This window comes from Delftia sp. WSY_22 (assembly GCF_043104185.1).
Taxonomy (GTDB): Bacteria; Pseudomonadota; Gammaproteobacteria; order Burkholderiales; family Burkholderiaceae_C; genus Comamonas; species Comamonas tsuruhatensis.
Map to the genome: position 1 here is coordinate 503,488 of NZ_JBICKN010000006.1, position 22,742 is coordinate 526,229.

The 22,742-nt window shown below is 65.7% G+C and carries 20 protein-coding genes; 12 read left to right on the plus strand and 8 right to left on the minus strand.

Annotation, left to right across the window (positions count from 1 at the left end; genetic code table 11):
• The first annotated feature begins 86 nt into the window (after nucleotides 1-86).
• From trxB to rpmG, 3 genes are all read left to right on the plus strand, one after another.
• Nucleotides 87-1,040, plus strand: coding sequence for a thioredoxin-disulfide reductase (gene trxB / locus ACF8NF_RS02895; RefSeq protein WP_016445763.1), 954 nt, complete (start codon nucleotides 87-89; stop codon nucleotides 1,038-1,040).
• A 268-nt stretch (nucleotides 1,041-1,308) separates the two neighbouring features.
• Nucleotides 1,309-1,542 carry a 50S ribosomal protein L28 gene (rpmB, locus tag ACF8NF_RS02900; protein WP_012207163.1) on the plus strand — a complete coding sequence of 78 codons (234 nt, stop codon included), beginning with the start codon at nucleotides 1,309-1,311 and terminating at the stop codon, nucleotides 1,540-1,542.
• A gap of 20 nt (nucleotides 1,543-1,562) precedes the next feature.
• Complete coding sequence (rpmG, locus tag ACF8NF_RS02905; protein ID WP_012207164.1) at nucleotides 1,563-1,733, plus strand: 50S ribosomal protein L33; 171 nt, start codon at nucleotides 1,563-1,565, stop codon at nucleotides 1,731-1,733.
• Between the two features lie 66 nt (nucleotides 1,734-1,799).
• On the opposite strand, the gene ACF8NF_RS02910 is transcribed toward rpmG, so the two are convergent.
• Complete coding sequence (locus ACF8NF_RS02910; protein WP_392450019.1) at nucleotides 1,800-3,284, minus strand: PLP-dependent aminotransferase family protein; 1,485 nt, start codon at nucleotides 3,282-3,284, stop codon at nucleotides 1,800-1,802.
• A 211-nt stretch (nucleotides 3,285-3,495) separates the two neighbouring features.
• Here ACF8NF_RS02910 and ACF8NF_RS02915 point away from each other — a divergent pair, with 211 nt between their 5' ends.
• Entirely contained in the window at nucleotides 3,496-3,864 is a 369-nt protein-coding gene (locus ACF8NF_RS02915) for a hypothetical protein (RefSeq protein ID WP_312841382.1), read from the plus strand.
• On the opposite strand, the gene ACF8NF_RS02920 is transcribed toward ACF8NF_RS02915, so the two are convergent.
• Both ACF8NF_RS02920 and ACF8NF_RS02925 read right to left on the minus strand, forming a co-directional pair.
• Complete coding sequence (locus tag ACF8NF_RS02920; RefSeq protein ID WP_392450021.1) at nucleotides 3,839-5,062, minus strand: fatty acid desaturase; 1,224 nt, start codon at nucleotides 5,060-5,062, stop codon at nucleotides 3,839-3,841. The genes ACF8NF_RS02915 and ACF8NF_RS02920 overlap by 26 nt on opposite strands.
• A gap of 116 nt (nucleotides 5,063-5,178) precedes the next feature.
• On the minus strand, nucleotides 5,179-6,507 hold the full coding sequence (locus tag ACF8NF_RS02925; RefSeq protein WP_017405190.1) for an RsmB/NOP family class I SAM-dependent RNA methyltransferase: 1,329 nt from the start codon (nucleotides 6,505-6,507) through the stop codon (nucleotides 5,179-5,181).
• A gap of 92 nt (nucleotides 6,508-6,599) precedes the next feature.
• Between ACF8NF_RS02925 and ACF8NF_RS02930 the strand changes: the two genes are divergently transcribed.
• Entirely contained in the window at nucleotides 6,600-6,872 is a 273-nt protein-coding gene (locus ACF8NF_RS02930) for a DUF1653 domain-containing protein (protein ID WP_016445758.1), read from the plus strand.
• Nucleotides 6,873-6,879: 7 nt separating this feature from the next.
• Here ACF8NF_RS02930 and purN read toward each other — a convergent pair whose 3' ends face one another.
• Complete coding sequence (gene purN, locus ACF8NF_RS02935; RefSeq protein ID WP_016445757.1) at nucleotides 6,880-7,458, minus strand: phosphoribosylglycinamide formyltransferase; 579 nt, start codon at nucleotides 7,456-7,458, stop codon at nucleotides 6,880-6,882.
• A 96-nt stretch (nucleotides 7,459-7,554) separates the two neighbouring features.
• Here purN and ACF8NF_RS02940 point away from each other — a divergent pair, with 96 nt between their 5' ends.
• The 3 genes from ACF8NF_RS02940 (at nucleotide 7,555) to ACF8NF_RS02950 (ending at nucleotide 10,711) form a co-directional block, all read left to right on the plus strand.
• Entirely contained in the window at nucleotides 7,555-8,235 is a 681-nt protein-coding gene (locus ACF8NF_RS02940; protein ID WP_392450023.1) for a YceH family protein, read from the plus strand.
• A 109-nt stretch (nucleotides 8,236-8,344) separates the two neighbouring features.
• Nucleotides 8,345-9,526, plus strand: coding sequence for an acyl-CoA dehydrogenase family protein (locus tag ACF8NF_RS02945; protein ID WP_017405188.1), 1,182 nt, complete (start codon nucleotides 8,345-8,347; stop codon nucleotides 9,524-9,526).
• A gap of 69 nt (nucleotides 9,527-9,595) precedes the next feature.
• Nucleotides 9,596-10,711 carry an acyl-CoA dehydrogenase family protein gene (locus ACF8NF_RS02950; RefSeq protein ID WP_392450024.1) on the plus strand — a complete coding sequence of 372 codons (1,116 nt, stop codon included), beginning with the start codon at nucleotides 9,596-9,598 and terminating at the stop codon, nucleotides 10,709-10,711.
• Between the two features lie 102 nt (nucleotides 10,712-10,813).
• On the opposite strand, the gene ACF8NF_RS02955 is transcribed toward ACF8NF_RS02950, so the two are convergent.
• The 3 genes from ACF8NF_RS02955 to ACF8NF_RS02965 all read right to left on the minus strand — a co-directional run bounded on the left by ACF8NF_RS02955 (nucleotide 10,814) and on the right by ACF8NF_RS02965 (nucleotide 15,250).
• The gene (locus tag ACF8NF_RS02955) at nucleotides 10,814-11,761 is read right to left on the minus strand and encodes a bestrophin family protein (RefSeq protein WP_016445753.1); all 948 of its coding nucleotides are present in this window, start codon (nucleotides 11,759-11,761) and stop codon (nucleotides 10,814-10,816) included.
• A 124-nt stretch (nucleotides 11,762-11,885) separates the two neighbouring features.
• Nucleotides 11,886-14,141, minus strand: coding sequence for an IPTL-CTERM sorting domain-containing protein (locus ACF8NF_RS02960; RefSeq protein ID WP_392450025.1), 2,256 nt, complete (start codon nucleotides 14,139-14,141; stop codon nucleotides 11,886-11,888).
• Nucleotides 14,142-14,548: 407 nt separating this feature from the next.
• Complete coding sequence (locus ACF8NF_RS02965; RefSeq protein ID WP_016445751.1) at nucleotides 14,549-15,250, minus strand: response regulator transcription factor; 702 nt, start codon at nucleotides 15,248-15,250, stop codon at nucleotides 14,549-14,551.
• A 168-nt stretch (nucleotides 15,251-15,418) separates the two neighbouring features.
• Between ACF8NF_RS02965 and ACF8NF_RS02970 the strand changes: the two genes are divergently transcribed.
• From ACF8NF_RS02970 to ACF8NF_RS02980, 3 genes are all read left to right on the plus strand, one after another.
• Nucleotides 15,419-17,398, plus strand: a complete 1,980-nt coding sequence (locus ACF8NF_RS02970; RefSeq protein ID WP_392450027.1) for an ATP-binding protein — start codon at nucleotides 15,419-15,421, stop codon at nucleotides 17,396-17,398.
• Complete coding sequence (locus ACF8NF_RS02975; protein WP_017405185.1) at nucleotides 17,386-19,455, plus strand: ATP-binding protein; 2,070 nt, start codon at nucleotides 17,386-17,388, stop codon at nucleotides 19,453-19,455. Before ACF8NF_RS02970 ends, ACF8NF_RS02975 begins: the two co-directional genes overlap by 13 nt.
• 113 nt (nucleotides 19,456-19,568) lie before the next feature.
• Nucleotides 19,569-20,885, plus strand: coding sequence for a methyltransferase domain-containing protein (locus tag ACF8NF_RS02980; protein WP_392450028.1), 1,317 nt, complete (start codon nucleotides 19,569-19,571; stop codon nucleotides 20,883-20,885).
• 9 nt (nucleotides 20,886-20,894) lie between these two features.
• Here ACF8NF_RS02980 and ACF8NF_RS02985 read toward each other — a convergent pair whose 3' ends face one another.
• On the minus strand, nucleotides 20,895-21,503 hold the full coding sequence (locus tag ACF8NF_RS02985) for an HNH endonuclease (protein ID WP_016445747.1): 609 nt from the start codon (nucleotides 21,501-21,503) through the stop codon (nucleotides 20,895-20,897).
• Between the two features lie 157 nt (nucleotides 21,504-21,660).
• On the opposite strand from ACF8NF_RS02985, the gene ACF8NF_RS02990 reads away from it, so the two are divergent.
• The gene (locus ACF8NF_RS02990; protein ID WP_392450029.1) at nucleotides 21,661-22,710 is read left to right on the plus strand and encodes a bifunctional riboflavin kinase/FAD synthetase; all 1,050 of its coding nucleotides are present in this window, start codon (nucleotides 21,661-21,663) and stop codon (nucleotides 22,708-22,710) included.
• Nucleotides 22,711-22,742 lie beyond the last annotated feature (32 nt).

A 22,742-nucleotide genomic window follows, 5' to 3' on the forward strand; every position in this document is an offset into this window, starting at 1 on the left:
GCGGAGCGATACTCCATGGCTGTGCCCGATGTATCTTTTTTCTGCACGCCGACTGCCGGCGTGCGCCTTTTTCAAGAACTGCATCCATGTCTTCTACGCAACACGCCAAAGTCCTGATCCTCGGCTCCGGCCCTGCCGGCTACACGGCCGCCATCTACGCCGCGCGCGCCAACCTCAACCCGCTGCTGGTGACCGGCATGGCCCAGGGTGGCCAGCTGATGACGACGACGGAAGTGGACAACTGGCCTGCGGACGTGAACGGCGTACAGGGCCCCGAACTGATGCAGCGCTTCCTGGAGCACGCAGAGCGCTTCAAGACCCAGGTGGTGTTCGACCACATCCACAGCGTCGATTTCTCCAAGCGCCCCTTCACGCTGACCGGCGACTCCGGCACCTATACCTGCGACAGCCTGATCATCGCCACGGGCGCCTCGGCCAAGTACCTGGGCCTGCCCTCCGAAGAGGCCTTCATGGGCCGCGGCGTCTCGGGCTGCGCCACCTGCGATGGTTTCTTCTACCGCGAGCAGCCCGTGTGCGTGGTCGGCGGCGGCAACACCGCCGTCGAGGAAGCCCTGTACCTGTCCAACATCGCCAGCAAGGTCACCCTGGTGCACCGCCGCGACAAGTTCAAGGCCGAGCCCATCCTCGTGGACAAGCTCATGGACAAGGTCCGTGCCGGCAAGATCGAACTCAAGACCCACTTCGTGCTCGACGAGGTGCTGGGCGACCAGTCCGGCGTGACCGGCATCCGCATCAAGAGCACCCAGGATGGCCATGCCGAGGACATCCAGCTGCAGGGCTGCTTCATCGCCATCGGCCACGCGCCCAACACCGAGATCTTCAAGGGCCACCTGGAGATGGACGAGACCGGCTACATCATCACCCAGGGCGGCCTCAAGGGCTTCGCCACCCAGACCAGCGTGCCCGGCGTGTTCGCGGCCGGCGACGTGCAGGACCATGTCTACCGCCAGGCCATCACCAGCGCCGGCACAGGCTGCATGGCCGCGCTGGACGCCCAGCGCTTCCTCGAGCAGGAATAAGCGGGATGCCATCCCGCCCGCCCTGCCCTCGTGCAGGGCGGCAAAAGCCCCTGGCTGCCGCCGTGATTGGCTGGCCCAGGGGCTTTTCTCATGAAGACGCTATAATCCGTGGCTTTGCTGAATTTGAAGCGCGCCTTGCTTGCATGGCCAGGACACTTTCAGCGATGGGGTTACCGCCACCCTTTATGGCGAGGTGAGGTTGCCGGCAGGCCCTGCAGCAAATGCAGGGCATCAGCGTCGGCGGCTGTACAACTATCGGAGTGTCCTCATGGCACGCGTATGTGAAGTAACGGGCAAGAAGCCCATGGTGGGAAACAACGTTTCCCACGCCAACAACAAGACCAAGCGTCGTTTCCTGCCCAACCTGCAATACCGCCGTTTCTGGGTTGAGAGCGAAAACCGTTGGGTGCGCCTGCGCGTTTCCAGCGCTGCTCTGCGCCTGATCGACAAGAACGGTATCGACTCCGTGCTCGCAGACCTGCGTGCCCGTGGCCAAGCCTAAATCCCTCAAGGAGAAACACCATGGCTGCTAAAGGCGGACGCGAAAAGATCAAGCTGGAATCCACTGCAGGAACCGGCCACTTCTACACCACGACCAAGAACAAGAAGACAATGCCCGAGAAGATGGCGATCATGAAGTTTGATCCCAAGGCTCGCAAGCACGTCACGTACAAGGAAATCAAGCTGAAGTAATTCAGCCTGTCCCTGGTACCGACAAAGAAACCGCCCGGCGCAAGCCCGGCGGTTTTTTTGCGTCCCTCACCCGTGGCGCGCGGCCTGGCCCAGCTGCGCGCAGGCCATGGCGCCGAGATCGCGGCAGGCCTGCTCGACCACGCCATCCACGGGCAGGGTGCAGCCCAGGCGCATGCAGTGCTCGTAGCGGCCCGAGTTGGAGAACATGCTGCCCGGCGCCGTGCGTATGCCGCGCGCCAGCGCCTGCGTGAACAGCGCGGACGTGGACACGCCAGCCGGAAGCTCCAGCCACAGGCTGAGTCCGCCGGGCGGCAGGCTCAGCCGCGTTCCCAACGGGAAAAAGCGCGCCACCAGCTGCGCCATGCCCTCGCGCTGGCGCCGCAGCTGCTGCTTCAGGCGCTGCAGATTGCGCAGATGCGCGGGCGAGCCCACGCAGGCGGCCGCCAGCAACTGGGCCAGGGTCTGGGTCCCCCGGCTGCGCGCGAACTTGAGCATCTGCACACGGCCATGCCACTGGCCGGCGTTCATCCAGCCCTGGCGCAGGCCTGGCGCCATGCTCTTGTTGAAGGCCTCGCAATAGATCACATGTCCCGGCAGGCGGTCCCAGGCCTTGATGGGGCGCACGGGCTGGCTGCTTTCCACGAACAGGCCGTAGGAGTCGTCCTCGATCAGCGCCACGCCGTGGGCGGCGCACAGCTCGACCAGTCTGGCCTTGTGTTCATCGGGAATGCGCGTGCCCAGCGGCATCTGCAGCTCGGGCACGACCACCACGGCCTTCAGCCGGGGCTGGGTCTGCAGGGCCAGCTCCAGCGCCTCGATGGACAGGCCGGTGCGCGGGCTGCAGGGAATCTCCAGCGCCTGCATCTGCAAGGACTCCACCACCTGCAGCAGGCCGTAGTAGGTCGGCGACTCCACGGCCACCACATCGCCGGGCGAGGCCACGGCGGCCAGCGCCAGGCTCACGGCCTCGGAATTGCCCGTGGTCGCCAGCACATCGGCCGGTGCGACATGGATGCCCGCCGCCAGCGCGCGCCGCGCCATGGCCCGCTGGAAATCAGGGTGGCTGCCCATCATGGAACGCCCCAGCACCAGCAGATCGGGCTGCTCGCGCAGCAGCCGGGCAGCCGCCTGGTTCAGGTAGCCGCGATCGAACAGTTCCGGCGGCGGCGTGGCACCGCCCAGGTCCACCTGCACATCGGCCTGGCGACCGCGCTCCAGCATGAGCGAGATGTGCTCATTGATGCCCGCAAAGTGCTGTTGTGGCAACGGCTGCACGGGCTGGCTCAGATCCGGTTCGCTGGCAGGCGCCAGCCCTGCAGGCCGGGCATCGCGCACGAAGTAGCCCACGCGCGGGCGGGCCTCGAGCTGGCCCAGATCCTCCAGATGCCGCAGCGTCTGCAGCGCCGTGGACAGGCTGACCTCGTGGCGGCGCATCAGCTCGCGCACGGAAGGCATGCGCTCGCCCGCCTTGAGCGTGCCCATCTCCATGGCCAGGCTGTAGTCGGCCGCCAGGCGGCGGTACAGGGTGGGGGCGGCGCTTGCGGCGGTCATGGGCAGGATGGAAAACGGCTGGGGATGGAAGTGCTTGACCGAGATCTTGCCTCAAGGCCCTGTTACGCAACAGATACAGATCATCAAGCCATGCAGCAGAACAGAACATGGACTGCCTGCACTGCTGCGGCGCAACAAACCATAGGCTGTGCCTGTGCCAAAGAGGGCCGAATGCCTACGCTTGGGGCCTGGAACTACAGGACACCGACCCATGCACAACGCCCACACCCGCTCTTTCGAACTGCGCCATCTCGCCCCCGGAAACGACCTGTATCTGTCCATGCAGGAGGGCTGCGAGCTGTTCTGCCGCCAGGGCAGCCTGGAAATCAGCGTCCCGCAGCAGGCCTGGGCCGATGCAGCGCCGGGGCTGACCCTCAGGCTGCAGCCGGGCCAGGGCTGGCGCGCAGGCGCGGACCTGCGGATAAGAGTCCGCTCCGTGTCCCAGGCCACGGCAGGTCTGGAACTGCAGCCGAACCCCGCAGCAAAAAGCCACATCGCCTCCGAAGAGAAGATGCGGCCCCGGGAATGGACGCTTGCCGGCTGGCTTCGCAGCTTCAGGCGTGGGCAGCGCGCAGCTTGACCGAGAACTCCTTGAGCGCGGCAATGCCGCTGGCCTCGGCGCGATGGCACCAGGCCTGCAGATGGGCCGTCAGCTGCTCGCGCGACAGCGAGGTGTTGAGCCACAGCTGGCGCAGCTCCTCGCGCATGACCAGCATCTGGTCCAGCACGGGATGGGCGGCGCGCGCCTGGGCCAGCTGGTCCTGCGCCTGGGCGGGCACCTTGTCGGCATCGCGGTGCAGCCAGCGGCGCGCCGTCCTGAGCAAGGACAGGTCGGCCTGCTGCGCCTTGCGCTGCTTGAGCGCATCGAGTTCGAACTGCACGGCGGCACGCACGCCGCGCGCATAGCGGGCCATGACCTCGTAGCGGTTGGCGATCACGGCCTCCAGCGTCTTTTCGTCGGCCACAGGCTTGATGGCGCCCATGACCAGCCTGGGCGGCGTTTTCTTGACCTTGGCCCAGCCGACCGCTTGCATCGCCCGGATGTAGGCCCAGCCCACATCGAACTCATAGCGCTTGACCGAGAACTTGGCCGAGGTCGGATAGGTGTGGTGGTTGTTGTGCAGCTCCTCACCGCCGATGACCAGGCCCCAGGGCACGAGGTTGGTGCTGGCGTCCTGGGCCTCGAAGTTGCGGTAGCCCCAGAAATGGCCCAGGCCGTTGACCACGCCGGCAGCCCAGAACGGAATCCAGGCCATCTGCACGGCCCAGATGGTCAGTCCGATGGCGCCGAACAGCAGCACGTTGATGACCAGCATCAGAGAAGGACCCCAGATCGAATGCCGGCTGTAGAGATGGCGCTCGATCCAGTCGTCGGGCGTGCCGTGGCCGAACTTCCTGAGCGTCTCGGCGTTCTTGGCCTCTTCGCGGTACAGCTCCGCGCCCTGGCGCATCACGGTATCCAGCCCGCGCGTTTGCGGGCTGTGGGGATCGTCCTCGGTTTCGCACTTGGCGTGGTGCTTGCGGTGGATGGCCACCCACTCCTTGGTAACCATGCCCGTGCCCAACCACAACCACAACCGGAAGAAATGCGAGGGCACCGGCCCCAGGTCCAGAGAACGATGGGCCTGGCAGCGGTGCAGGAAGATGGTGACGCCCGCAATCGTGACGTGGGTGGTGACCAGGGCATACAGCAGCAGCTGCCACCACGACAGCTGCCACAGGCCATGGGCCATCCAGTCCAGGGCAATATTCCAAACCGACGCGAAATCCACAGACATGACCCAAGCCTTTGCCAAAGCCGGCGCCCAGTGGCACCGATGCCTCAATTTTAGGCGAGCCCCCCGTGAAGGCGTTCGGCAATCTCCCGCGATTTACAGCTTATTGCGTCTGCAAGTTACGGCTTCCGGGTCCAAACGGCGGCGAAAAACCCGTCCGTCTCATGGCGCTGGGGCCACAGGCGCAGGTACTGCGTGCCGGTCTCGCCGCCGCTGCACAGCACATCGCCCCGCTCCACCTTGAGCTGGGCCAGAAGTTCTCCGGCATCCATGGCCACGAAGTCAGAGTGCTCCGCTGCAAAGGCGTCGGCGATGGCTTCGTTTTCCTGGGGCAGGACCGAACAGGTGGCATAGACCAGGCGCCCGCCCGGCTTGACCAGCCGCGCAGCACTGGCCAGGATGGCCGCCTGCTTTTGCGTGAGTTCCTCGATGGCCTTGGCCGACTGGCGCCACTTGAGGTCGGGATTGCGGCGCAGCGTGCCCAGGCCCGAGCAGGGGGCATCAACCAGCACGCGGTCGATCTTTCCGGCCAGGCGCTTGACGCGGTCGTCGCGCTCATGGGCGATGGCCGCGGGGTGCACGTTCGACAGGCCCGAGCGCGCCAGGCGCGGCTTCAGGGCCTCGAGCCGGTGGCCCGAGACATCGAAGGCGTACAGACGCCCCGTGCTGCGCATCGAAGCACCAATGGCCAGGGTCTTGCCGCCTGCGCCTGCACAGAAATCGACCACCATTTCGCCGCGCTTGGCATCGAGCATCAGCGCCAGCAGTTGCGAGCCTTCGTCCTGCACCTCGATGGCACCGCGCGTGAAAGCGTCCATCCGGGCCAGCGCCGGCTTGCCCTGCACACGCAGGCCCCAGGGCGAGTAAGGCGTGGCTTCGGCGGCGATGCCGGCATCGGCCAGTTCCTTTTGCACATCGGCACGCTTGGCGTTCAGCGCATTGACGCGCAGATCCAGCGGCGCGGCCTGCTCCATGCTCTGGGCAAAGGCCCAGAAGTCATCGCCCAGTTGCTGCTGTAGCGGCGCGACCAGCCATTCGGGAAGGTTGTGGCGGTGCGGCTCCATCAGTTCGTCGGGACGCACGGCCTCGCAGGCGTCCAGCCATTGCAGCTCCTGCGGCGACAGCGCGGCGCGCACGAAGCTGCGTGCGTCCTTGACACCTTGCTCGGTCTTGCCAGCCACGCGGGCCAGTGCCTCCTGGCTGTGGGCAAAGCCCAAAATGGCCAGCCTGCGCTCACGCGAGCCGCTGCCAGAACGCGCCAGGCTCTCAAAAAGCAGCTTCTTGCGCAGCACGGTGTAGGCGGTCTCGGCCAGCGCAGCGCGCTCGCGCGGGCCCAGGTTGCGGTTTTCACGGAAAAAGCGTGACACCACGGCGTCGGCCGGATGTTCGAAAGTCAGGGTGCGCTTGACCAGTTCGGCGCAGGCGTCGAGAAGCTGTTTGGGATGCATGGCCGCGATTGTCCCACTGCCTTGCAAATCCGAGAGGGGCGCAGGTCGGAACCCGGAGCAACGCCGGGCTGGCACGGCTACCATGGCGCCCCATGACCGATGACGACCTGCCCCCTCTGATTGCCACGCCCCCGGGCCTGTACCGCCACTACAAGGGCGCTCCCTACGAGGTGCTTGCCACCGTGCGCCACAGCGAAACGCGCGAGTCCATGACCCTGTACCGCGCGCTCTACGGCGAGCGCGGCCTGTGGGTGCGGCCGGCCGCCATGTTCAACGAAACCGTGGTCATCAACGGCGTGGAGCAGCCCCGCTTTGCACGCTGCCCCGAAGTGGAGCAGCAGGCCTTTCAGAGCGAAGGCCTGTGAGCAGACCCTAGCCCCGCATCAACTGCGCCACGGCGCGCGGGTAGATGATGTGCTCCTGCACCAGCACGCGCGCGGCCAGTGCCTGGGCCGTGTCGCCGGGCAGCACGGGCACCACGGCCTGCTCCAAGATGGGGCCCACATCCAGCTCGGCCGTCACGCGGTGCACGGTGCAGCCGGCGAAGCGGCAGCCTGCATCGATGGCCCGCTGGTGCGTGTGCAGGCCCGTGAAGGCGGGCAGCAGCGAGGGGTGGATGTTGATCATGCGACCTTCGTAATGCGCAACGAAGCCCGGCGTGAGGATGCGCATGAAGCCGGCAAGCACGACCAGCGCGGGCGCGTGCCGGTCGATCACCTGGGCCAGCTCGGCGTCGAAGGCCTCGCGGCTGGGGAACGGGCGGTGGTCCAGCACCTCGGTGGCAATGCCCTGCTCGCGCGCGAAAACGAGGCCCGAAGCCTCGGCCTTGTTGCTGACCACGGCGGCCACGCGGGCGCCATAACGCCGCGCCCAGTCCTGTTGCTGCGAAGCACGCACAATGGCAGCCATGTTCGAGCCGCCGCCCGAGATCAGGATCACGATATTTTTCATGGGCGGCGATTGTCGCACCGCGGGCCGCGCGGCCTGCGCCAGCCCCGGCAAGGCCCATGGCCCTGCCGGGCCTTGTCACCTCTTGCCCTCAGACCCATGCCATTCGATCCCCGCTCCACCCCCTTGACCGCCGTCGAAGCCCGCGTGCTGGCCACCCTGATGGAGAAGGCGCGTACCGTGCCCGACAGCTACCCGCTCACGCTCAACGCACTGGTGACGGGCTGCAACCAGAAAAGCAGCCGCGATCCGGTGATGGAAGTCAGCGAGGGCGAAGCCCAGGAAGCGCTGGACAGCCTGCGCCTGCGCACCATGTCCGTGCAGATCAGCAGCGCGCGCGCCACGCGCTGGGAGCACAACTTCCCGCGCGGCGTGGGGGTGCCCGACCAGAGTGCCGTGCTGCTGTCCCTGCTGATGCTGCGCGGCCCGCAGACGGCTGGCGAGCTGCGCATCAACTCCGAGCGCTGGCACCGCTTTGCCGACATCTCCTCGGTCGAAGCCTTCCTGGAAGAGCTGCGCGAGCGCAGCGAGGAAAAAGGCGGCCCGCTGGTCGTCCTGCTGCCCCGCGCGCCCGGCGCGCGCGAACAACGCTGGGCCCACCTGCTGTGCGGCCCCGTGGACGTGAACGCGATCGCCTCGGCCCCTGCGGCAGCAGGCGCACGCGGCGATGCCCTGGCCCAGCGCGTGGTCGATCTGGAAGCCCAGGTACGCCAGCTGCAGGCACGTCTGGCACATGTCTACGCCCAGCTGGGTCTGGAAGAACCCGATCAGCGTGCCTGATATCCGGCGGCCGTGAAGCCATCAGGGATTGCCATAGGTTGTCACGCCCTGGACAGTTCAAAAAAGAACGCGCGTGCTACAAAAGCCGGGATTGAAGGAGACACAGTCCATGGACCTGGCATTTACCCCTGAAGAACAGTCCTTTCGCGAGGAAGTCCGCGCCTGGGTGCGGGCCAACCTGCCCCAGGACATCGCGCACAAGGTGCGCCATTCGCTGCGCCTGACGCGCGACGACCTGCAGAACTGGGCCAAGATTCTTGGCAAGAAAGGCTGGCTGGGCTACGGCTGGCCCAAGCAGTTCGGCGGACCCGGCTGGAACGCCGTGCAAAAGCACCTGTTCGAGGAGGAATGTGCCCTGGCCTGCGCGCCGCGCATCATTCCCTTCGGCCCCGTGATGGTGGCGCCCGTGATCATGGCCTACGGCACGCCCGAGCAGCAGCAGCGCTTTCTGCCCGGCATTGCCAGCGGCGAAGTGTGGTGGAGCCAGGGCTACTCGGAGCCGGGCTCGGGCTCGGACCTGGCCAGCGTCAAGACCCGCGCCGAGCGCGTGGGCGACAAGTACATCGTCAACGGCCAGAAGACCTGGACCACGCTGGGCCAGTACGGCGAATGGATCTTCTGCCTGGTGCGCACCAGCAACGAGGGCAAGCCCCAGACCGGCATCAGCTTCCTGCTGGTGGACATGAAGAGCCCTGGCGTGACCGTGCGCCCGATCAAGCTGCTGGACGGCGAGTGCGAGGTCAACGAGGTCTTCTTCGACAATGTGGAAGTGCCGGCCGAGAACCTGATCGGCGAGGAGAACAAGGGCTGGACCTACGCCAAGCACCTGCTCAGCCACGAGCGTACCAACATCGCCGACGTGAACCGCGCCAAGCGCGAGCTGGAACGCCTCAAGCGCATCGCCAAGGCCGAAGGCGTCTATGAGGACCAGCGTTTCCGCGACGAGATCGCCAAGCTCGAAGTCGACGTCGTGGCGCTGGAGATGCTGGTGCTGCGCGTGCTGTCGGCCGAGAAATCGGGCAAGAACCCGCTGGACATCGCCGGCCTGCTCAAGATCAAGGGCAGTGAAATCCAGCAGCGCTACTCCGAGCTGATGATGCTGGCCGCAGGCCCCTTCAGCCTGCCCTTCATCGAAGAAGCCATGGAAGCCGGCTGGCAGGGCGACTTCCCCGGCGGCGTGGCGGACAACGCGCCGCTGGCATCGACCTATTTCAACATGCGCAAGACGACGATCTACGGCGGCTCCAACGAGGTCCAGAGAAACATCGTCGCTCAGACGGTGCTGGGCTGATTTTGGCTGGAGTTTCGCTGACCCCAGAAGTGCGCCGGACGCGCTTCGATCAGCTTCGGGAGACAGAAAATGGACTTTGATTTTTCGGATGACCAGCAGCAACTGCGCGACGCGGTGCGCCGCTGGGTGGACAAGGGCTACACCTTCGAGCGCCGCCGCTCCATCGTCGAGGCGGGCGGCTTCTCGCGCGAGGCCTGGGGCGAGCTGGCCGAACTGGGCCTGACGGCACTGACCGTGCCCGAGGAGCACGGCGGCCTGGGCCAGGGCGCCACCGACGTGATGGTGGTGATGGAAGAGCTGGGCCGCGGCCTGGTGATGGAGCCGCTGGCACAGGCCTTCGTGGCATCCAGCGTGCTCGGCCAGCATGCCGACGCCTCCGTGGCCGGCCAGTGGCTGCCGCGCGTGGCCAGCGGCGAGGCCCTGGTCGTGCTGGCACACCAGGAGCGCCAGGCCCGTTACCGGCTCGACGTCTGCGCGGCCACGGCCGGCAAGAGCGGCAGCGGCTACACGGTGGATGCCACCAAGAGCGTGGTGCCCGCAGGCGACGCGGCCGATGCCTTCCTGGTGCCGGCCCAGCTGGACGGCATGATCGCCCTCTTCCTGGTGGAGCGCGGCGCCAGCGGCGTCAGCACCCAGGGCTACCGGACCCAGGATGGCAGCCGCGCCGCCGAGCTGCGCTGCCAGGCGGCCCCCGCCACGCTGGTGACGACCGATGGCCTGGCCGCCCTGACACTGGCCCAGGACGTGGCCAACGCCGCCCTGTGCGCCGAAGGCGTGGGCGCCATGGAGCAGACACTGAAGCTCACCACCGAGTACATGAACCAGCGCAAGCAGTTCAACACGGTGATCGCCAGCTTCCAGGCCCTGCGCCACCGCGTGGCGGACATGAAGATGCAGCTGGAGCTGGCCCGCTCCATGAGCTACTACGCCAGCCTCAAGATGAACACGCCCGAGGCGGAGCGCCACGTGGCCATCGCGCGCGCCAAGGTCCAGCTGGGCCAGTCGCTGCGCTATGTGGGCCAGCAGTCGGTGCAGCTGCACGGCGGCATCGGCGTGACCGACGAGTACGCAGGCAGCCACTACTTCAAGCGCCTGACGCAGATGGAGATGACGGGTGGGGACACGCTGCACCATCTGGGCATCGTGTCCGGGAAGATGCAGGACACGGCCGGCGTGTTTGCCTGAGCCTCGGGTCCCGCTTCAGACCACCAGGCCCCGCAGGAAACTGCGGGGCTTTTTCATGGGCTTTTCATGGGCCTTTGCTTTTTCCCATGCTTGCCCGCCGCCTCAGGTCAGCCTGTAGCCCTCGGGCCTGAGCGGCGCGGGCAGATCCGTCTCGCCCAGCGTGCGGCCCAGGCTGATCTCGATGGAGCGACAGATGGTGTCCAGCGGCAGGTCGTTGCTCTCCAGGCCAAAGGGCTCTTCGAGTTCATCGCCAAGGGCGTCGAGCCCATAGAAGGTGTAGGCCACGATGGCCACGACAAAGGGCGTCATGAACCCGGTCGTGTCCACCAGGCCGAACGGCAGCAGAAAGCAGTACATATAGGCCGTGCGGTGCAGCAGCAGCGCATACGAGAACGGCATGGGCGTGTTGCGTATGCGCTCGCACGAGGCGGCAGCGGCCGTCATGCGTGTGAAGGTCTTGTCCATGGACGCGGCCAGGCAGGGTTCCATCTCGCCACGGCGCACACACTGCGCCAGGTCATGCCCCATGGACATCATCAGTGCGTCGCAGCGCTGCTCCAGCGGCAGGGCCTGGATTTGGCGCCATTCCCTGTCCACGAGCCAGCGGCCGGCTTCGGCATCGTCGTGCAGGCCCCGCAGCTGGGACCGCAGCGAATGCGCGAAGGCAACAGCCCGGTGCACCATGCGCACGCGCACGTCGCTGTCGCGGCGCCGGGGATCGGGCACCGTGTCCAGCGCAATCAGGCTCTGGCACTGGCGCGCCAGCGTGCGCGCGCAGATCACCATCTCTCCCCAGAGCTTGCGCCCTTCCCAGTAGCGGTCGTAGGCGGTGTTGTTGCGAAACCCCAGGAAGATGGCCAGCGGCAGGCCGATCAGCGTGAAGGGGATGGGCGTCACCGTGATCTTCACGTCGAAGAGATTGCCGTGCACCAGGGTGATGATGGCGGCAAACACGATGTTCACGAGCAGCGTGACCTGGATGCGCTGGAGCACCGAGCCCCGCAAAATCAGAAACAGCCTGAGGCCGGCGGGGCGATCACGGACGATCATGGGGCGAATGCTAGGTATAAACCCTTATTCGATCACATATTGAGCATGTCAATGGGCTGCGGCCATGCTCCGAACCAAAAAAAAGGCGCCCCGAAGGGCGCCCTGCGTCACGACCGGTTGCCGGTCACAGCGCGTTGAAGCGGCGGCGGCGCACCATGCCCCAGCCCATGATGCCCATCAAGCCGGACATCAGGATCAGGCCCCATTCGGAGAGGGTGGGGATGGAGGCGGGCGATACGGCCACGGCCACCGCGCGTGAAGCCGTGTTGTTGGCCGGGTTGGCATCTCCGGTCGCACCGGTGCTGCCCGTCAGTGCCACCGCCCCCACGGAGCTGGGCGTTCCGCTGACCGTGCAGGTCACGCTGGCGCCCGCAGGCACGGCATCCCCTGCGGACCAGGCTGCATTGGAGGGGCTGATGCGGCAAGCGCCCTGGCTGACGCCAGGCGGCAGTCCCGTGACTGCGCACGAGGTGCCTGCCGATGCATCGGCCGAGCCCTGGTTCTTGCAGACAAAACGGCCGCTGTAGGGCGTGCCGGCAGTGAACGCGGTCGGCAGGCCGCTCAGATCGACGCCCATGTCGGGCACTGCAACGGTGGACACATTCATGGTCGCGGTGTTGTTTGCCGCATTCGAATCATCCGTTGCGCCCGTGGTGCCCGTGACCGTGGACGAACCTGCGGCCGTGGGCGTACCGCTCACCTGGCAGGTGACCGTGGCTCCCACCGGCACCGCATTGCCCGCCACCCACGCGGCATTGCCGGGGCTGATGGAGCATGCGCCTTGCGTCACGCCAGCCGGCAGGCCGGTGACGGCGCAGGAGGTGCCGCTCACGGCGTTGGCCAGGCCCTGGTTGCTGCAGGTGAAGCTGCCACTATAGGGAATGTTCAGCGGCGAGGTGGAGGGCAGTCCGCTCAGATTGACCTGCATGTCCGGCGCTGTGGTGACCGTGATGTTCGATGTGGCCGTGTTGTTGCCCGGGGTCAGGTCGTTGTCGCCGCCCGTGGTCACCGTGACCGTCGTGCTGCCGCCTGGACCCGTCGGTGTGCCGGAGACCAGGCAGACCACCGTCTTGCCCACAGGCACCACGGCGGGCTGCATCCAGGCCGCGCCGTCTATCGTGCATTGGCCTGCCGTCACGCCAGGGGGCAGACCGGAGGCATCGCAGATAGCCTGGCCTGCGCTGGCTGCACCATCGTTCTTGCAGGAGAAGCTGCCGGTGTAGGGGACGCCGACCACGGCGGTGGGCGGGAGTCCGGAGACATCAGGCACCATGTCGCTGCTCGCCGCGGGAGCCAGCAATTGGGTCTGCACCATGGCACCGAGCAGGGTCGAGGTCAGGTCGCCTCCGATGGTGTAGTTGCCGTTGTTGATCTGGTCTGACGGCGTGCCCGCAGGAACCTTCACGGTCATCGTGAACGTGCCCGACTGCCCGGGAGCCAGGGTCCCAAAGTTGCACTGGGCAGGGTCTGAACTGCCCACGGCCGGGGCCGTGCAAGCGCCGCCGTCGCCGGCCAGCGACACGAACGTGGTCGGACTGACGCCCGCATCCGTGCCCACGGGCATGGCGGGCGTGACCTTCACGTTGTTCACCGGGGTGCTGCCGTTGTTCGTATAGGTATAGGTGTAGGTGATCTCCGTGCCGTCCGCCTTGGGCGCGCTGACAGGCCCGGACGCGCTGATCCACAGGGTCTTGGGCAGGGTCGTGCCGAAGTTGTCAACGTACAGATGGCCTGCGTGGCCACCGGCACTGCAGGCCGAGGCCACGGCCTGCAGCCTGACCTTGTCGCCTACCCGCAGGTAGGCATTGCCAGGAGCGACATCGTAGGCCTGGGGGTCGGTGTAGTTCTGGATGGCACCGCCCTTGTCGGTAAAGGTCTTCCAGGGTGCTCCCGGCTCGCCGCCGTAGTGGTATTTGAAGAACAACTCCTGGGGTGAGCCCGTCAGATCCGTGGAGGTCTGGGCGTCATAGGTCTTGACCAGCGAGATGGCAAAGTAGGGGCGATCCTCGCCTCCGTGATTGCTGGCGTACTCAAGCACGGGCGCCGCGACAAATCGGATGTGGATCTTGCCGTCCTGGTCGATGTCATCTGCAGTCAGCGTCACTTCCTGGGTGATGGAACTTGCCGTATTGACCTGCTGGGTCCAGCCGGTGAGTCCCCCCGTGACCTTGCTGGACCGAGGTATCACGTTGCTGGCTGGGGTGGCGCTGTTCGCCTTGAGGTTGATGCGGGCAGAGTGGGAGCCTGCCAAAGTCAGTTTGAGGGCGGACTGGCCGGCGTCACCCCGGAACAGGACTTCGTCTGCAGCGCCTTCCGAGCCGCTGGCGATTTCGACCAGATGGGACTTGGTGCCAGGTGGCTGTAGGCGCAACTCGCTCAAGCGCTTCGGATTGGCCTGGGTGCCATTGTTGGTCCATGCCTGGGGGGTCCAGCCAGTCAGGTCCCCTGCCTCGAAGTCCCCATTCAGAAATGCCGCCTGCGCAACTGCACCCACCATTGCCAGGGTGCCGGCTGCAACCAGACTTCTGGCCTGCCTCCAGGCCTTCATGCGCGGCCCTGTGGGCCGGATATGCAAACTCTGTCTCGCCATACCATTCCTCTCTTCATGTGTGTTTGATCACGGTTGAAAACTCCGACGGCCCACGCCGCCCGCCTGCGCACGCCGCCCGCACCAAGCCGCCCAAGCACGCGCACGCGCTTTTGCAGCAAAAAAATGGGCGAACGAATCCCTTCCGCATGCCCGGACGGCTGCGGTTCAAAAAGCTGAAATGGAGAAGAAAAAGGCGCCTAAGGCACGAACACCAGCCCTCGGCCGAACACGGCCCTCACCGGCAGGGCCAGCCCGGAGATATCCAGGGTCTTGCGGCGAAGCCGCGTCAGCTGCGATTCGATGCGGTGAAAACCGTCATCCACATCGGCATAGCCCATGGCCTCGATCAGGGTCTGCTTGGACACCATGGTCCCGGGGGTGGCCATCAGGCAGCCGAGCAATTCCAGCTCGCGGCTGGTCAGGGCAATGATCTGGTGGTTGGGTGCGACCATGCAGGCCGACAGGGGGTCAAGGCGCCAGGTCAGGAATGGGGCGGACGCCCTGCCCGGCTGACCGGTGTTGCGGCGCAGCTGGGAGCGGATGCCGGCCACCAGCTCGTTCATGTCGGTGGGCTTGACGAAGTACTGCAGGGCGCCAGCATTGAGGCCGGCAATGCGGCTGTCCAGATCGCCGCGTGCCGTGAGCACCACCACGGGGATCTCCTGCTCGGCCAGGCGCTTGACCAGGCTCAGCCCGTCCTCGCCGGGCAGACCCAGGTCGACGACGACCAGATCTGCCTTCTCGCGCAGTAGCTTTATGTAGAAGTCTTCTGCAGAATCCGTGCCCCAGGCATGCAGGCCAGACTTTGTTAAAAATCGACACACATTGATACGAATATCCTCGTCGTCCTCTACGACGGCGACGGTGAACTCGATCGATGGCTCTAGTGTCTGCTGCATGATGTTTGCCTATTGGTGCGCGGATTTTCATTGGGGTGAACGTCCGCCGCCATGCACGAACACTCTCGAATGCTCACAGTTCAGAGAAACACACAAAAATTTACTTTTATTGCATGGATCACGGTATCGCTCGGGCTGCTCGCATTTTTCGTGCTGAGCCCGGCAACCATGTCTCCCCCTGACAAGGGACTGCGTCTGGGCAAGGACCTGCCGATGCAGGTGCTTGCCGATGCGGGCCGCAGCATGACCATTGAACAGGTCGCGGCCCTGCCCGATGATGCCTTCGAAACCCGGCGCACGCCTCTGAACGAGGGCTATACCCGCCAGGCTTACTGGGTGAGGGTTGCCATGCCTGCCCTCGCACCCGCCAGTGCGCTGGCCGGCAATGATCCGCTGTGGCTGGAGATCACGCCCACCTATCTGGACAGGGTCACGCTCTACCAGCAGGCGAATGGCCTGTGGCAGGCACGCGAAAGCGGCGACACGGTGCCCATGGCCCAGCGCATCCATGTGCGCCAGCTGGTGTTTCCACTGCGCGCCGGCCAGCCCTTTGTGCTGCGCATCGAGACCAGCAGCGCCATGCAGCTGTACGCCACGGTCTGGCGCAGCACGGGGCTGATGGCCTGGCTGTCCAGCGTGGAGTGGGCCTCGGGGGTGCACCAGGGCGTGAACCTGGTGCTGACCTTGCTGATCGCCGGCGCAGCCCTGGCCCTTCGCATGCGCAGCCTGATGGCCATGACGCTGCTGGCGTTCGTGGTTCTGACCCACAACGCCAATGTGCGCGGCTATGCCCAGCTGTGGCTGCCCGAGCCCTGGGCGCCGCATGCGGATATCTGGGTGAGCGTGGGCGTCTTCCTGCTGCCTGCCGCCTTTGCCTGGCAGGCACGCGAGACCTTGACGCGCGGCACGATCTGGCGCCGCATCGACCGCATGCTGGTGCTGCTGACCTTGGCGCCGCTGCTGGCCTTGCTCAGCATTCCCATGGGGCACTACACGCAATGGGCCTGGCTCGGAGTCAGCGTCCCCTGGATGGCCAGCATGCTGAGCGCTCTGGTGGCCTGGAAGAACCTGCTCCGCCAGGGCCCCAGCATCGTCAACCTGCTGGTGCTGATTCCCTACACGCTGCATGCGGTCATGGGCATCCACGTGGCTGCAGCGTTCACGGGGCTGGTGTCCTCCGACATCGAAGCCGGCATGTACTGGCAACTGGAATCGCTGCTGCTGTACATCCTCATCATCATTGCCGTGGGCGCCAGCCTGGTCGAGAAATTCCAGAACTCCATGGACAGGCAGGCGCAACTGGTGGAGTCATTGGCCCGCTCCGAGCACGCGCTCGAAGGCCGGGTACGCACACGCACGGCCGAGCTGCTGCATGCACAGAACGCGCTGCAGGCCGCGCTGCACGGCGAACGCACCCTGCGGCTAGAGCAGCGCCAGTTCTTCAACATGGTCAACCATGAATTCCGCACGCCGCTGGCCGTGGTGGACAGCGCGGCCACGGAGCAGTTGACCTTTCCGTCCACCGACATCGACTCCCAACTGGAGCGGGCCGCCCAGATCCGGCGTGCCTGCAGGCGCCTCACGGCCCTGGTGGACAACTGCCTGGTCAGCGACCGCCTGGACGCGCCTGCGTTCCGGCTGCAGCTCGACCGGGTTCCGGTGACGGACCTGATCGACGATGCCGTACAGCTCGTGCACTGGTCGCGCCGCCATCATCTGAGGCTGGAGACTGCCGGCATCCCCGCCTCCTGGCAGTGCGATCCCACGCTGGTGCGCATCGCCCTGTCCAACCTCGTGGACAACGCCGTGAAATACGCCCAGGCCGGCGAAATCGCCGTGTGTGCCCGCCTGGACAGGCAGGGCCGGCTGGAGCTCACCGTCAGCGACGAGGGCCCTGGCCTGGCGCCCGAGTTGGCGCAGCGCATCTTCGAGCTGCACGAGCGCGGAGAGCGCTCGGACCAGACCCGAGGCTTCGGCCTGGGCCTGTGGGTGGCCCGGCGCGTGGCCCAGATGCATGGCGGCGATGTGCAGGTCACGCCAGCTGCGGGCGGAGGCACCTGCTTCACGCTGACGCTGCCCTGCAGCATTCCCGAAGACAGCGGCCTTGCCACAGCTGCAACACAGCCCGCCTCGCCATGCGTATCCTGAACCTGCTGCGTGTCCTGAACCGTCTGGCGCTGCCGGGCTGGCTGGTGTTTTCGCTGGTGCTGGTGGTCTGCTTCATCCTCAGTCCGGCCTGGCAGTCCCTTCCAGCCAAGCGCCTGCAGCTGGGCACGGACCTGCCCATGCTGGCGCTTGTCGATGCGCAGGGCAGCCTCACCATCGACCAGGTGGCAGCCCTGCCCGATACGGACTTCACCGCGCTCGACACACCGCTGAACAAGGGCTACACGCGCGATGTGTATTGGCTCAAGGTGCAGGCTCCCTATATCGCGGCCGGGAAGATCGACCCCGAGCAGGACCCTCTGTGGCTGGAGATCCTGCCCAGCTACCTGGACCAGGTCGCGCTGTACCAGTACATGGACGGCGCCTGGCGCATGCGCAGCAGCGGCGATACGGCAACCGGCGAACCACGGGTCCATGTGCGCCAGCTCGTGTTTCCGCTGTACACGGACCAGCCCTTCATCCTGCGCGTGCAGACCTCAAGCCCCATGCAGCTGGACGCCACGATCTGGCGCAGCAGCGGTCTGATGACGCAGTTCTCGGCCGTGGAATGGGCATCGGGCATCCACCAGGGCATCAACCTCATGCTGGCCCTGCTGATCATCGGGGCAGCCCTGGCCTTGCGGTTGCGCAAACTGGCCGCCATGGCCGTGGCAGCCATCGCCGTACTGATCCATGGCGCCAGCGACCGGGGCTACCTGCAGATCTGGCTGCCCGACCATCTGGCGCACTGGGGCCATCTGTGCGTCAGCCTTGGCACCCTGATGCTTCCCGCCGCCCTGGCCTGGCAGATGCGCGAGCTGCTGACCCGCGACACACGCTGGCGGCGCATGGACCGGGCCCTGCTCGCCCTGGGAATCATCCCGTTGCTGTGCCTGCCAAGCATCCCGCTCGGCCGCTACCAGGACTGGGCCTGGATAGGGGTCGGCGCGCCCTGGGCCATCAGCGCGCTGTTTGCGGTGGTCGCATGGAGCAATCTGCTGCGCGATCGTGCCAGCCTGGTCCATGTGCTGATGGTCGTTCCCAGCACCATGTACGGGCTCATGGGACTGTATGTGACGGCAGCCTATGTGGGCCTTGCCAGCCTGCCCACCATAGAGACCAGCGTTTTCTGGCAGCTCAACACCTTGCTGGTCAACATCGTGATCACCGTGGCCGTCGGCGCCAGCCTGATCCAGAAATTCCGGGACTCCATGGCACGCCAGGCACAACTGCTCGAATCCCTGGCCAAATCCGAGCATGCGCTGGAAGAGCGCGTGCGGCTGCGCACGGCCGAGCTGCTGCGGGCGCAGAACGCGCTGCAGGCGGCGCTGCACAGCGAACGCACGCTGCGACTGGAGCAGCGGCAGTTCTTCAACATGGTCAACCATGAGTTCCGCACGCCGCTGGCCGTGGTGGACAGTGCCGCCACCGAGCAACTTTCCTTTCCCTCCCCCGACATCGACTCCCAGCTCGAACGCGCCGCCCAGATCCGGCGCGCCTGCAGACGCCTCACGGCCCTGGTGGACAACTGCCTGATCAGCGACCGCCTGGACGCTCCCGCCTTCAGGCTGCAGTTGCACCGCGCTCCCGTCATGGAGCTGGTCGATGATGCCGCGCAGCTCGTGCACTGGTCTCGCCGCCACCGTCTGCGCCTGGACAGCGCGCAGGCGCCCGCCATCTGGGAGTGCGACTCCACGCTCATCCGCATCGCACTGTCCAACCTCGTGGACAACGCCGTGAAGTACGCCAAGGCCGGAGAAATCACCGTGCGTGCGCGCACCGACGACCGTGGTCAGCTGGAACTCACCGTCAGCGACCAGGGCCCAGGCCTGGCGCCCGAGCTGGCGCTGCGCATCTTCGAGCGCTTCGAGCGCGGCCACCGCTCCGACCAGGCCCGCGGCTTCGGCCTGGGCCTGTGGGTCGCCCGACGCATTGCGCGACTGCATGGCGGCGACATACAGGCGGCACCTTCACCGGAGGGCGGCACGAGCTTCACGCTCACGCTGCCGCCGCATCCCGCTCCCGCTGCGCAGTCCAAAACCTTGCAGACAGCGGCTTGAAACATGATGCGGCGAAGAATCCACGATAATGAAAAGTTCGCCACTGGCGTGGCCTGTCGGCATTTGCCGCCATCAAGGCCCGCCTCATCCTGGCCATAAACACACACCTGTCCATGAGCGCTACTTCCATCCCCGCCGATATCAACCGCAAGCACCTGGAAATGGCTCGCCAGCAGATCGCGAAAGGCGACCTGCAAAAAGCCGCCCAGACTCTGAACAAGGCTCACCGCCAAGTGCCTGGTGACGCTCGCGTCTTCATGTTGGGCGGACTGATGGCTGAAAAGGCCGGGAACCACGCCAAGGCCGAAGAAGCCTTCGCAAGATGCCTTGAGCTGGCACCCATGTGGGGGCCGGGCCTGCTGGAGACAGCACTCTTTCGCGCAAGGCATGGTCAGTTCGATTCAGCCATTGAACTGGCAGAAAAGGTGTCCCGCATTGAGCCCCAAAATTCCCAGGTGCTCGCTGGCGTGATCGATATTGCGCACCGTGCCGGGAATCTGCAGATGGCCGTCAGGCACCTGCGTCGAGGCCTAGAAATGCATGCGGGTGATGCCACGCTGCGCCAGCATCTGGCCAGCGATCTGGGCAACCTTGGGGAGCATGCGCAAGCATTGCAGATGTGGAATGCATTGGTGGAAGAGCATCCTCAGCAGCCGCAATTCAGAATGGGGCGGATCAAGCACATCGTGGCGCACGGTCAGGCCTCGGATGCCCTGGGTGACATCCGGATACTGGAAGAGCAATTCCCGGAAGATGCCACCCTGGCATATTACGCGGCATTGGCAAAGGGAACGACTCCGGCGCATCTGCCAGAGGAAATGCACCGGACCTTGTTCGACAATATGGCGGACAAGTTTGACCAGCATCTGGTCCAGGGATTGGGCTACCAACTGCCCAAACTTGTTGCGCAGCAATTGACTGCACGTCATCCGGAAAAAGATGTCAATGTGCTCGACCTGGGATGTGGCACGGGCTTGCTGGGGCTTTGCCTTGGCCCCATGCAAGGTTATCTGATTGGTGTGGACAGCTCTCTCAAGATGATCGAGCAGGCAGCCAAGCATGGCGTCTATGACCGTTTTCACCATGTCAACCTGCTGGATGCGTTGAGCAATACACCAGACCAGGAATACGATGTGATCACCTGCCTGGATGTGCTGGTCTACATCGGTGACTCTCAGCCGGTCATCCCCAATGCGGCACGCATTCTCAAGACCGGCGGCGAGTTCATCTTCTCATGCGAAACAGCTCCGGAAGATGGCCCGGACCTCATTCTTCAGCCCAGCGAGCGCTACGCCCACAAGCGCAGCCATATCGAAGCACGGTGCAAGCAAGCGGGCTTCAGCGTATCGACCGAGGAACTGGTGCTGCGGCAGGAAGGCGGGCAACCGGTTCAGGGCTTCGTCGTGACCGCAACCAAGACCGCTGCCTGACAGTTCTCATCAAGCCCACGCCACCTCGTGCGTGGGCGCCCCACCGTCCCCGACGAGGCTATCGCGCGCCCAGCGCGAGCTTCTGGGCACATGCAGAAGCAGAAACTCCATCTGGTCCGCCAGAATCCGCCGGTTGCGCAGGATGAAGTCTTCCCAGAGGCTGGGTACATAGGGCGTGTAGAGCAGGGGCATGCGCGCCTGTTCAGGCGTGCGGGCGCCCTTGCGGTGGTTGCAGGAACGGCAGGCAGTCACCAGATTCATCCAGTGATGGCCGCCGCCTGCGGAGATGGGCACGATGTGTTCGCGCGTGAGGTCGTTTTCATGGAAGACCCGGCCGCAGTAGGCGCAGATGCAGCGGTCGCGTGCGAACAGCTTGCCGTTGGTCAGGCCCGGCTGCAGGCTGTGCGGATTGATGGAGGGCGCACCGCGCGTGCCGATGATGCTGTTGATGTGGATGACCGACTGGCAGCCCGTGACGGCATTGTGGCCACCGCGGAAACAGGCGACTTCCCCGCCGGACTCCCAGCGCACATCGTCCGCCGCGTAATGCAGCGCCGCCTGCTCCAGCGTAATCCAGGATTGGGGCAGCCCTTGGGCCGACAGCTTCAAGACCTTCACGACACGCCTCCTCTGACACCAAGGTGAACGGGAATGCAGCCAGTGCACAGGGCCTGCAAGGCAGGCCTTATCGAGGCAATATACTCTGTTTCCGTGTCGGATTGACAGCCTGCGCTGGCTGCGCGCGTGCCAGCCGCTATTGAAAACAAAGCGTCCCATGAAGATTTTTCGAGGCTTCAACCATCCAGGGCGAGAACCGGCCTGCGCCGTCACCATCGGCAATTTCGATGGTGTTCACCGGGGTCACCAGGCCATGCTGGCCCTGCTGTCGGCTGAAGCTGCCCAGCGTGGCGTGCCCACCTGCGTGCTGACCTTCGAGCCCCATCCGCGCGACTACTTCGCCCAGGCCCTGGGCCGGCCCGAGATCGCGCCGGCGCGCATAGGCACGCTGCGCGACAAGCTGTCGGAGCTGCAGCGCTGCGGCGTGGACCAGACCGTGGTGCTGCCCTTCAACCGGGCGCTGGCCAGCCATGCGCCCCAGGCCTTCATCGATGAGGTGCTGGTGGCCGGCCTGGGCGCGAAATACGTGCTGGTCGGCGACGATTTCCGCTTCGGCGCCCAGCGCGCGGGCGACTACGCCATGCTGGACGCGGCAGGCCAGCGCCAGGGCTTTGACGTAGCCCGCATGAACAGCTACGAAGTGCATGGCCTGCGCGTGTCCAGCACCCATGTGCGCTGCGCCCTGGCCGAGGGGCGCATGCAGGATGCGGCGCGGCTGCTGGGTCATCCCTACACCATCTCCGGCCATGTGGTCCACGGGCGCAAGCTGGGCCGCAGCCTGGCCGAAAGCCGCCAGGGCGCGGGCGACGGCTTTCGAACGCTGAACCTGCGCTTCAACCATTGGAAGCCCGCGGCCAGCGGCATCTTCGCGGTACTGGTCCACGGACTGCATGAGCGTCCTCTGCGCGGCGTGGCCAACCTCGGTGTGCGCCCTTCCCTGGACCCGAAGGATGTCAACGGCGGGCGCGTCCTGCTGGAAACCCACTGCCTCGATTGGCCCGGCGCGCCGGGTGGCGAAGAGGCCTACGGTAAAATCATCCGCGTGGAACTTCTGCACAAACTGCACGACGAGCTGAAGTACGACAGTCTCGACGCCCTCACCGCCGGCATCGCCAAGGACTGCGATGACGCGCGCGCGTTCTTCGCCACCATCCACACACCCATCTACACCGAGACCCGTCGCCAGACCACGCGCGACCGAATTTGACGATCTCCGTCACCTGCCCGGGCGCGGGTGCG

Coding starts and splice junctions, on each gene's coding strand:
- trxB (WP_016445763.1), top strand. CDS start 87: ATGTCTTCTACGCAACACGCCAAAGTCCTGATCCTCGGCTCCGGCCCT.
- rpmB (WP_012207163.1), top strand. CDS start 1,309: ATGGCACGCGTATGTGAAGTAACGGGCAAGAAGCCCATGGTGGGAAAC.
- rpmG (WP_012207164.1), top strand. CDS start 1,563: ATGGCTGCTAAAGGCGGACGCGAAAAGATCAAGCTGGAATCCACTGCA.
- ACF8NF_RS02910 (WP_392450019.1), bottom strand. CDS start 3,284: ATGACCGCCGCAAGCGCCGCCCCCACCCTGTACCGCCGCCTGGCGGCC.
- ACF8NF_RS02915 (WP_312841382.1), top strand. CDS start 3,496: ATGCACAACGCCCACACCCGCTCTTTCGAACTGCGCCATCTCGCCCCC.
- ACF8NF_RS02920 (WP_392450021.1), bottom strand. CDS start 5,062: ATGTCTGTGGATTTCGCGTCGGTTTGGAATATTGCCCTGGACTGGATG.
- ACF8NF_RS02925 (WP_017405190.1), bottom strand. CDS start 6,507: ATGCATCCCAAACAGCTTCTCGACGCCTGCGCCGAACTGGTCAAGCGC.
- ACF8NF_RS02930 (WP_016445758.1), top strand. CDS start 6,600: ATGACCGATGACGACCTGCCCCCTCTGATTGCCACGCCCCCGGGCCTG.
- purN (WP_016445757.1), bottom strand. CDS start 7,458: ATGAAAAATATCGTGATCCTGATCTCGGGCGGCGGCTCGAACATGGCT.
- ACF8NF_RS02940 (WP_392450023.1), top strand. CDS start 7,555: ATGCCATTCGATCCCCGCTCCACCCCCTTGACCGCCGTCGAAGCCCGC.
- ACF8NF_RS02945 (WP_017405188.1), top strand. CDS start 8,345: ATGGACCTGGCATTTACCCCTGAAGAACAGTCCTTTCGCGAGGAAGTC.
- ACF8NF_RS02950 (WP_392450024.1), top strand. CDS start 9,596: ATGGACTTTGATTTTTCGGATGACCAGCAGCAACTGCGCGACGCGGTG.
- ACF8NF_RS02955 (WP_016445753.1), bottom strand. CDS start 11,761: ATGATCGTCCGTGATCGCCCCGCCGGCCTCAGGCTGTTTCTGATTTTG.
- ACF8NF_RS02965 (WP_016445751.1), bottom strand. CDS start 15,250: ATGCAGCAGACACTAGAGCCATCGATCGAGTTCACCGTCGCCGTCGTA.
- ACF8NF_RS02970 (WP_392450027.1), top strand. CDS start 15,419: ATGTCTCCCCCTGACAAGGGACTGCGTCTGGGCAAGGACCTGCCGATG.
- ACF8NF_RS02975 (WP_017405185.1), top strand. CDS start 17,386: ATGCGTATCCTGAACCTGCTGCGTGTCCTGAACCGTCTGGCGCTGCCG.
- ACF8NF_RS02980 (WP_392450028.1), top strand. CDS start 19,569: ATGAGCGCTACTTCCATCCCCGCCGATATCAACCGCAAGCACCTGGAA.
- ACF8NF_RS02990 (WP_392450029.1), top strand. CDS start 21,661: ATGAAGATTTTTCGAGGCTTCAACCATCCAGGGCGAGAACCGGCCTGC.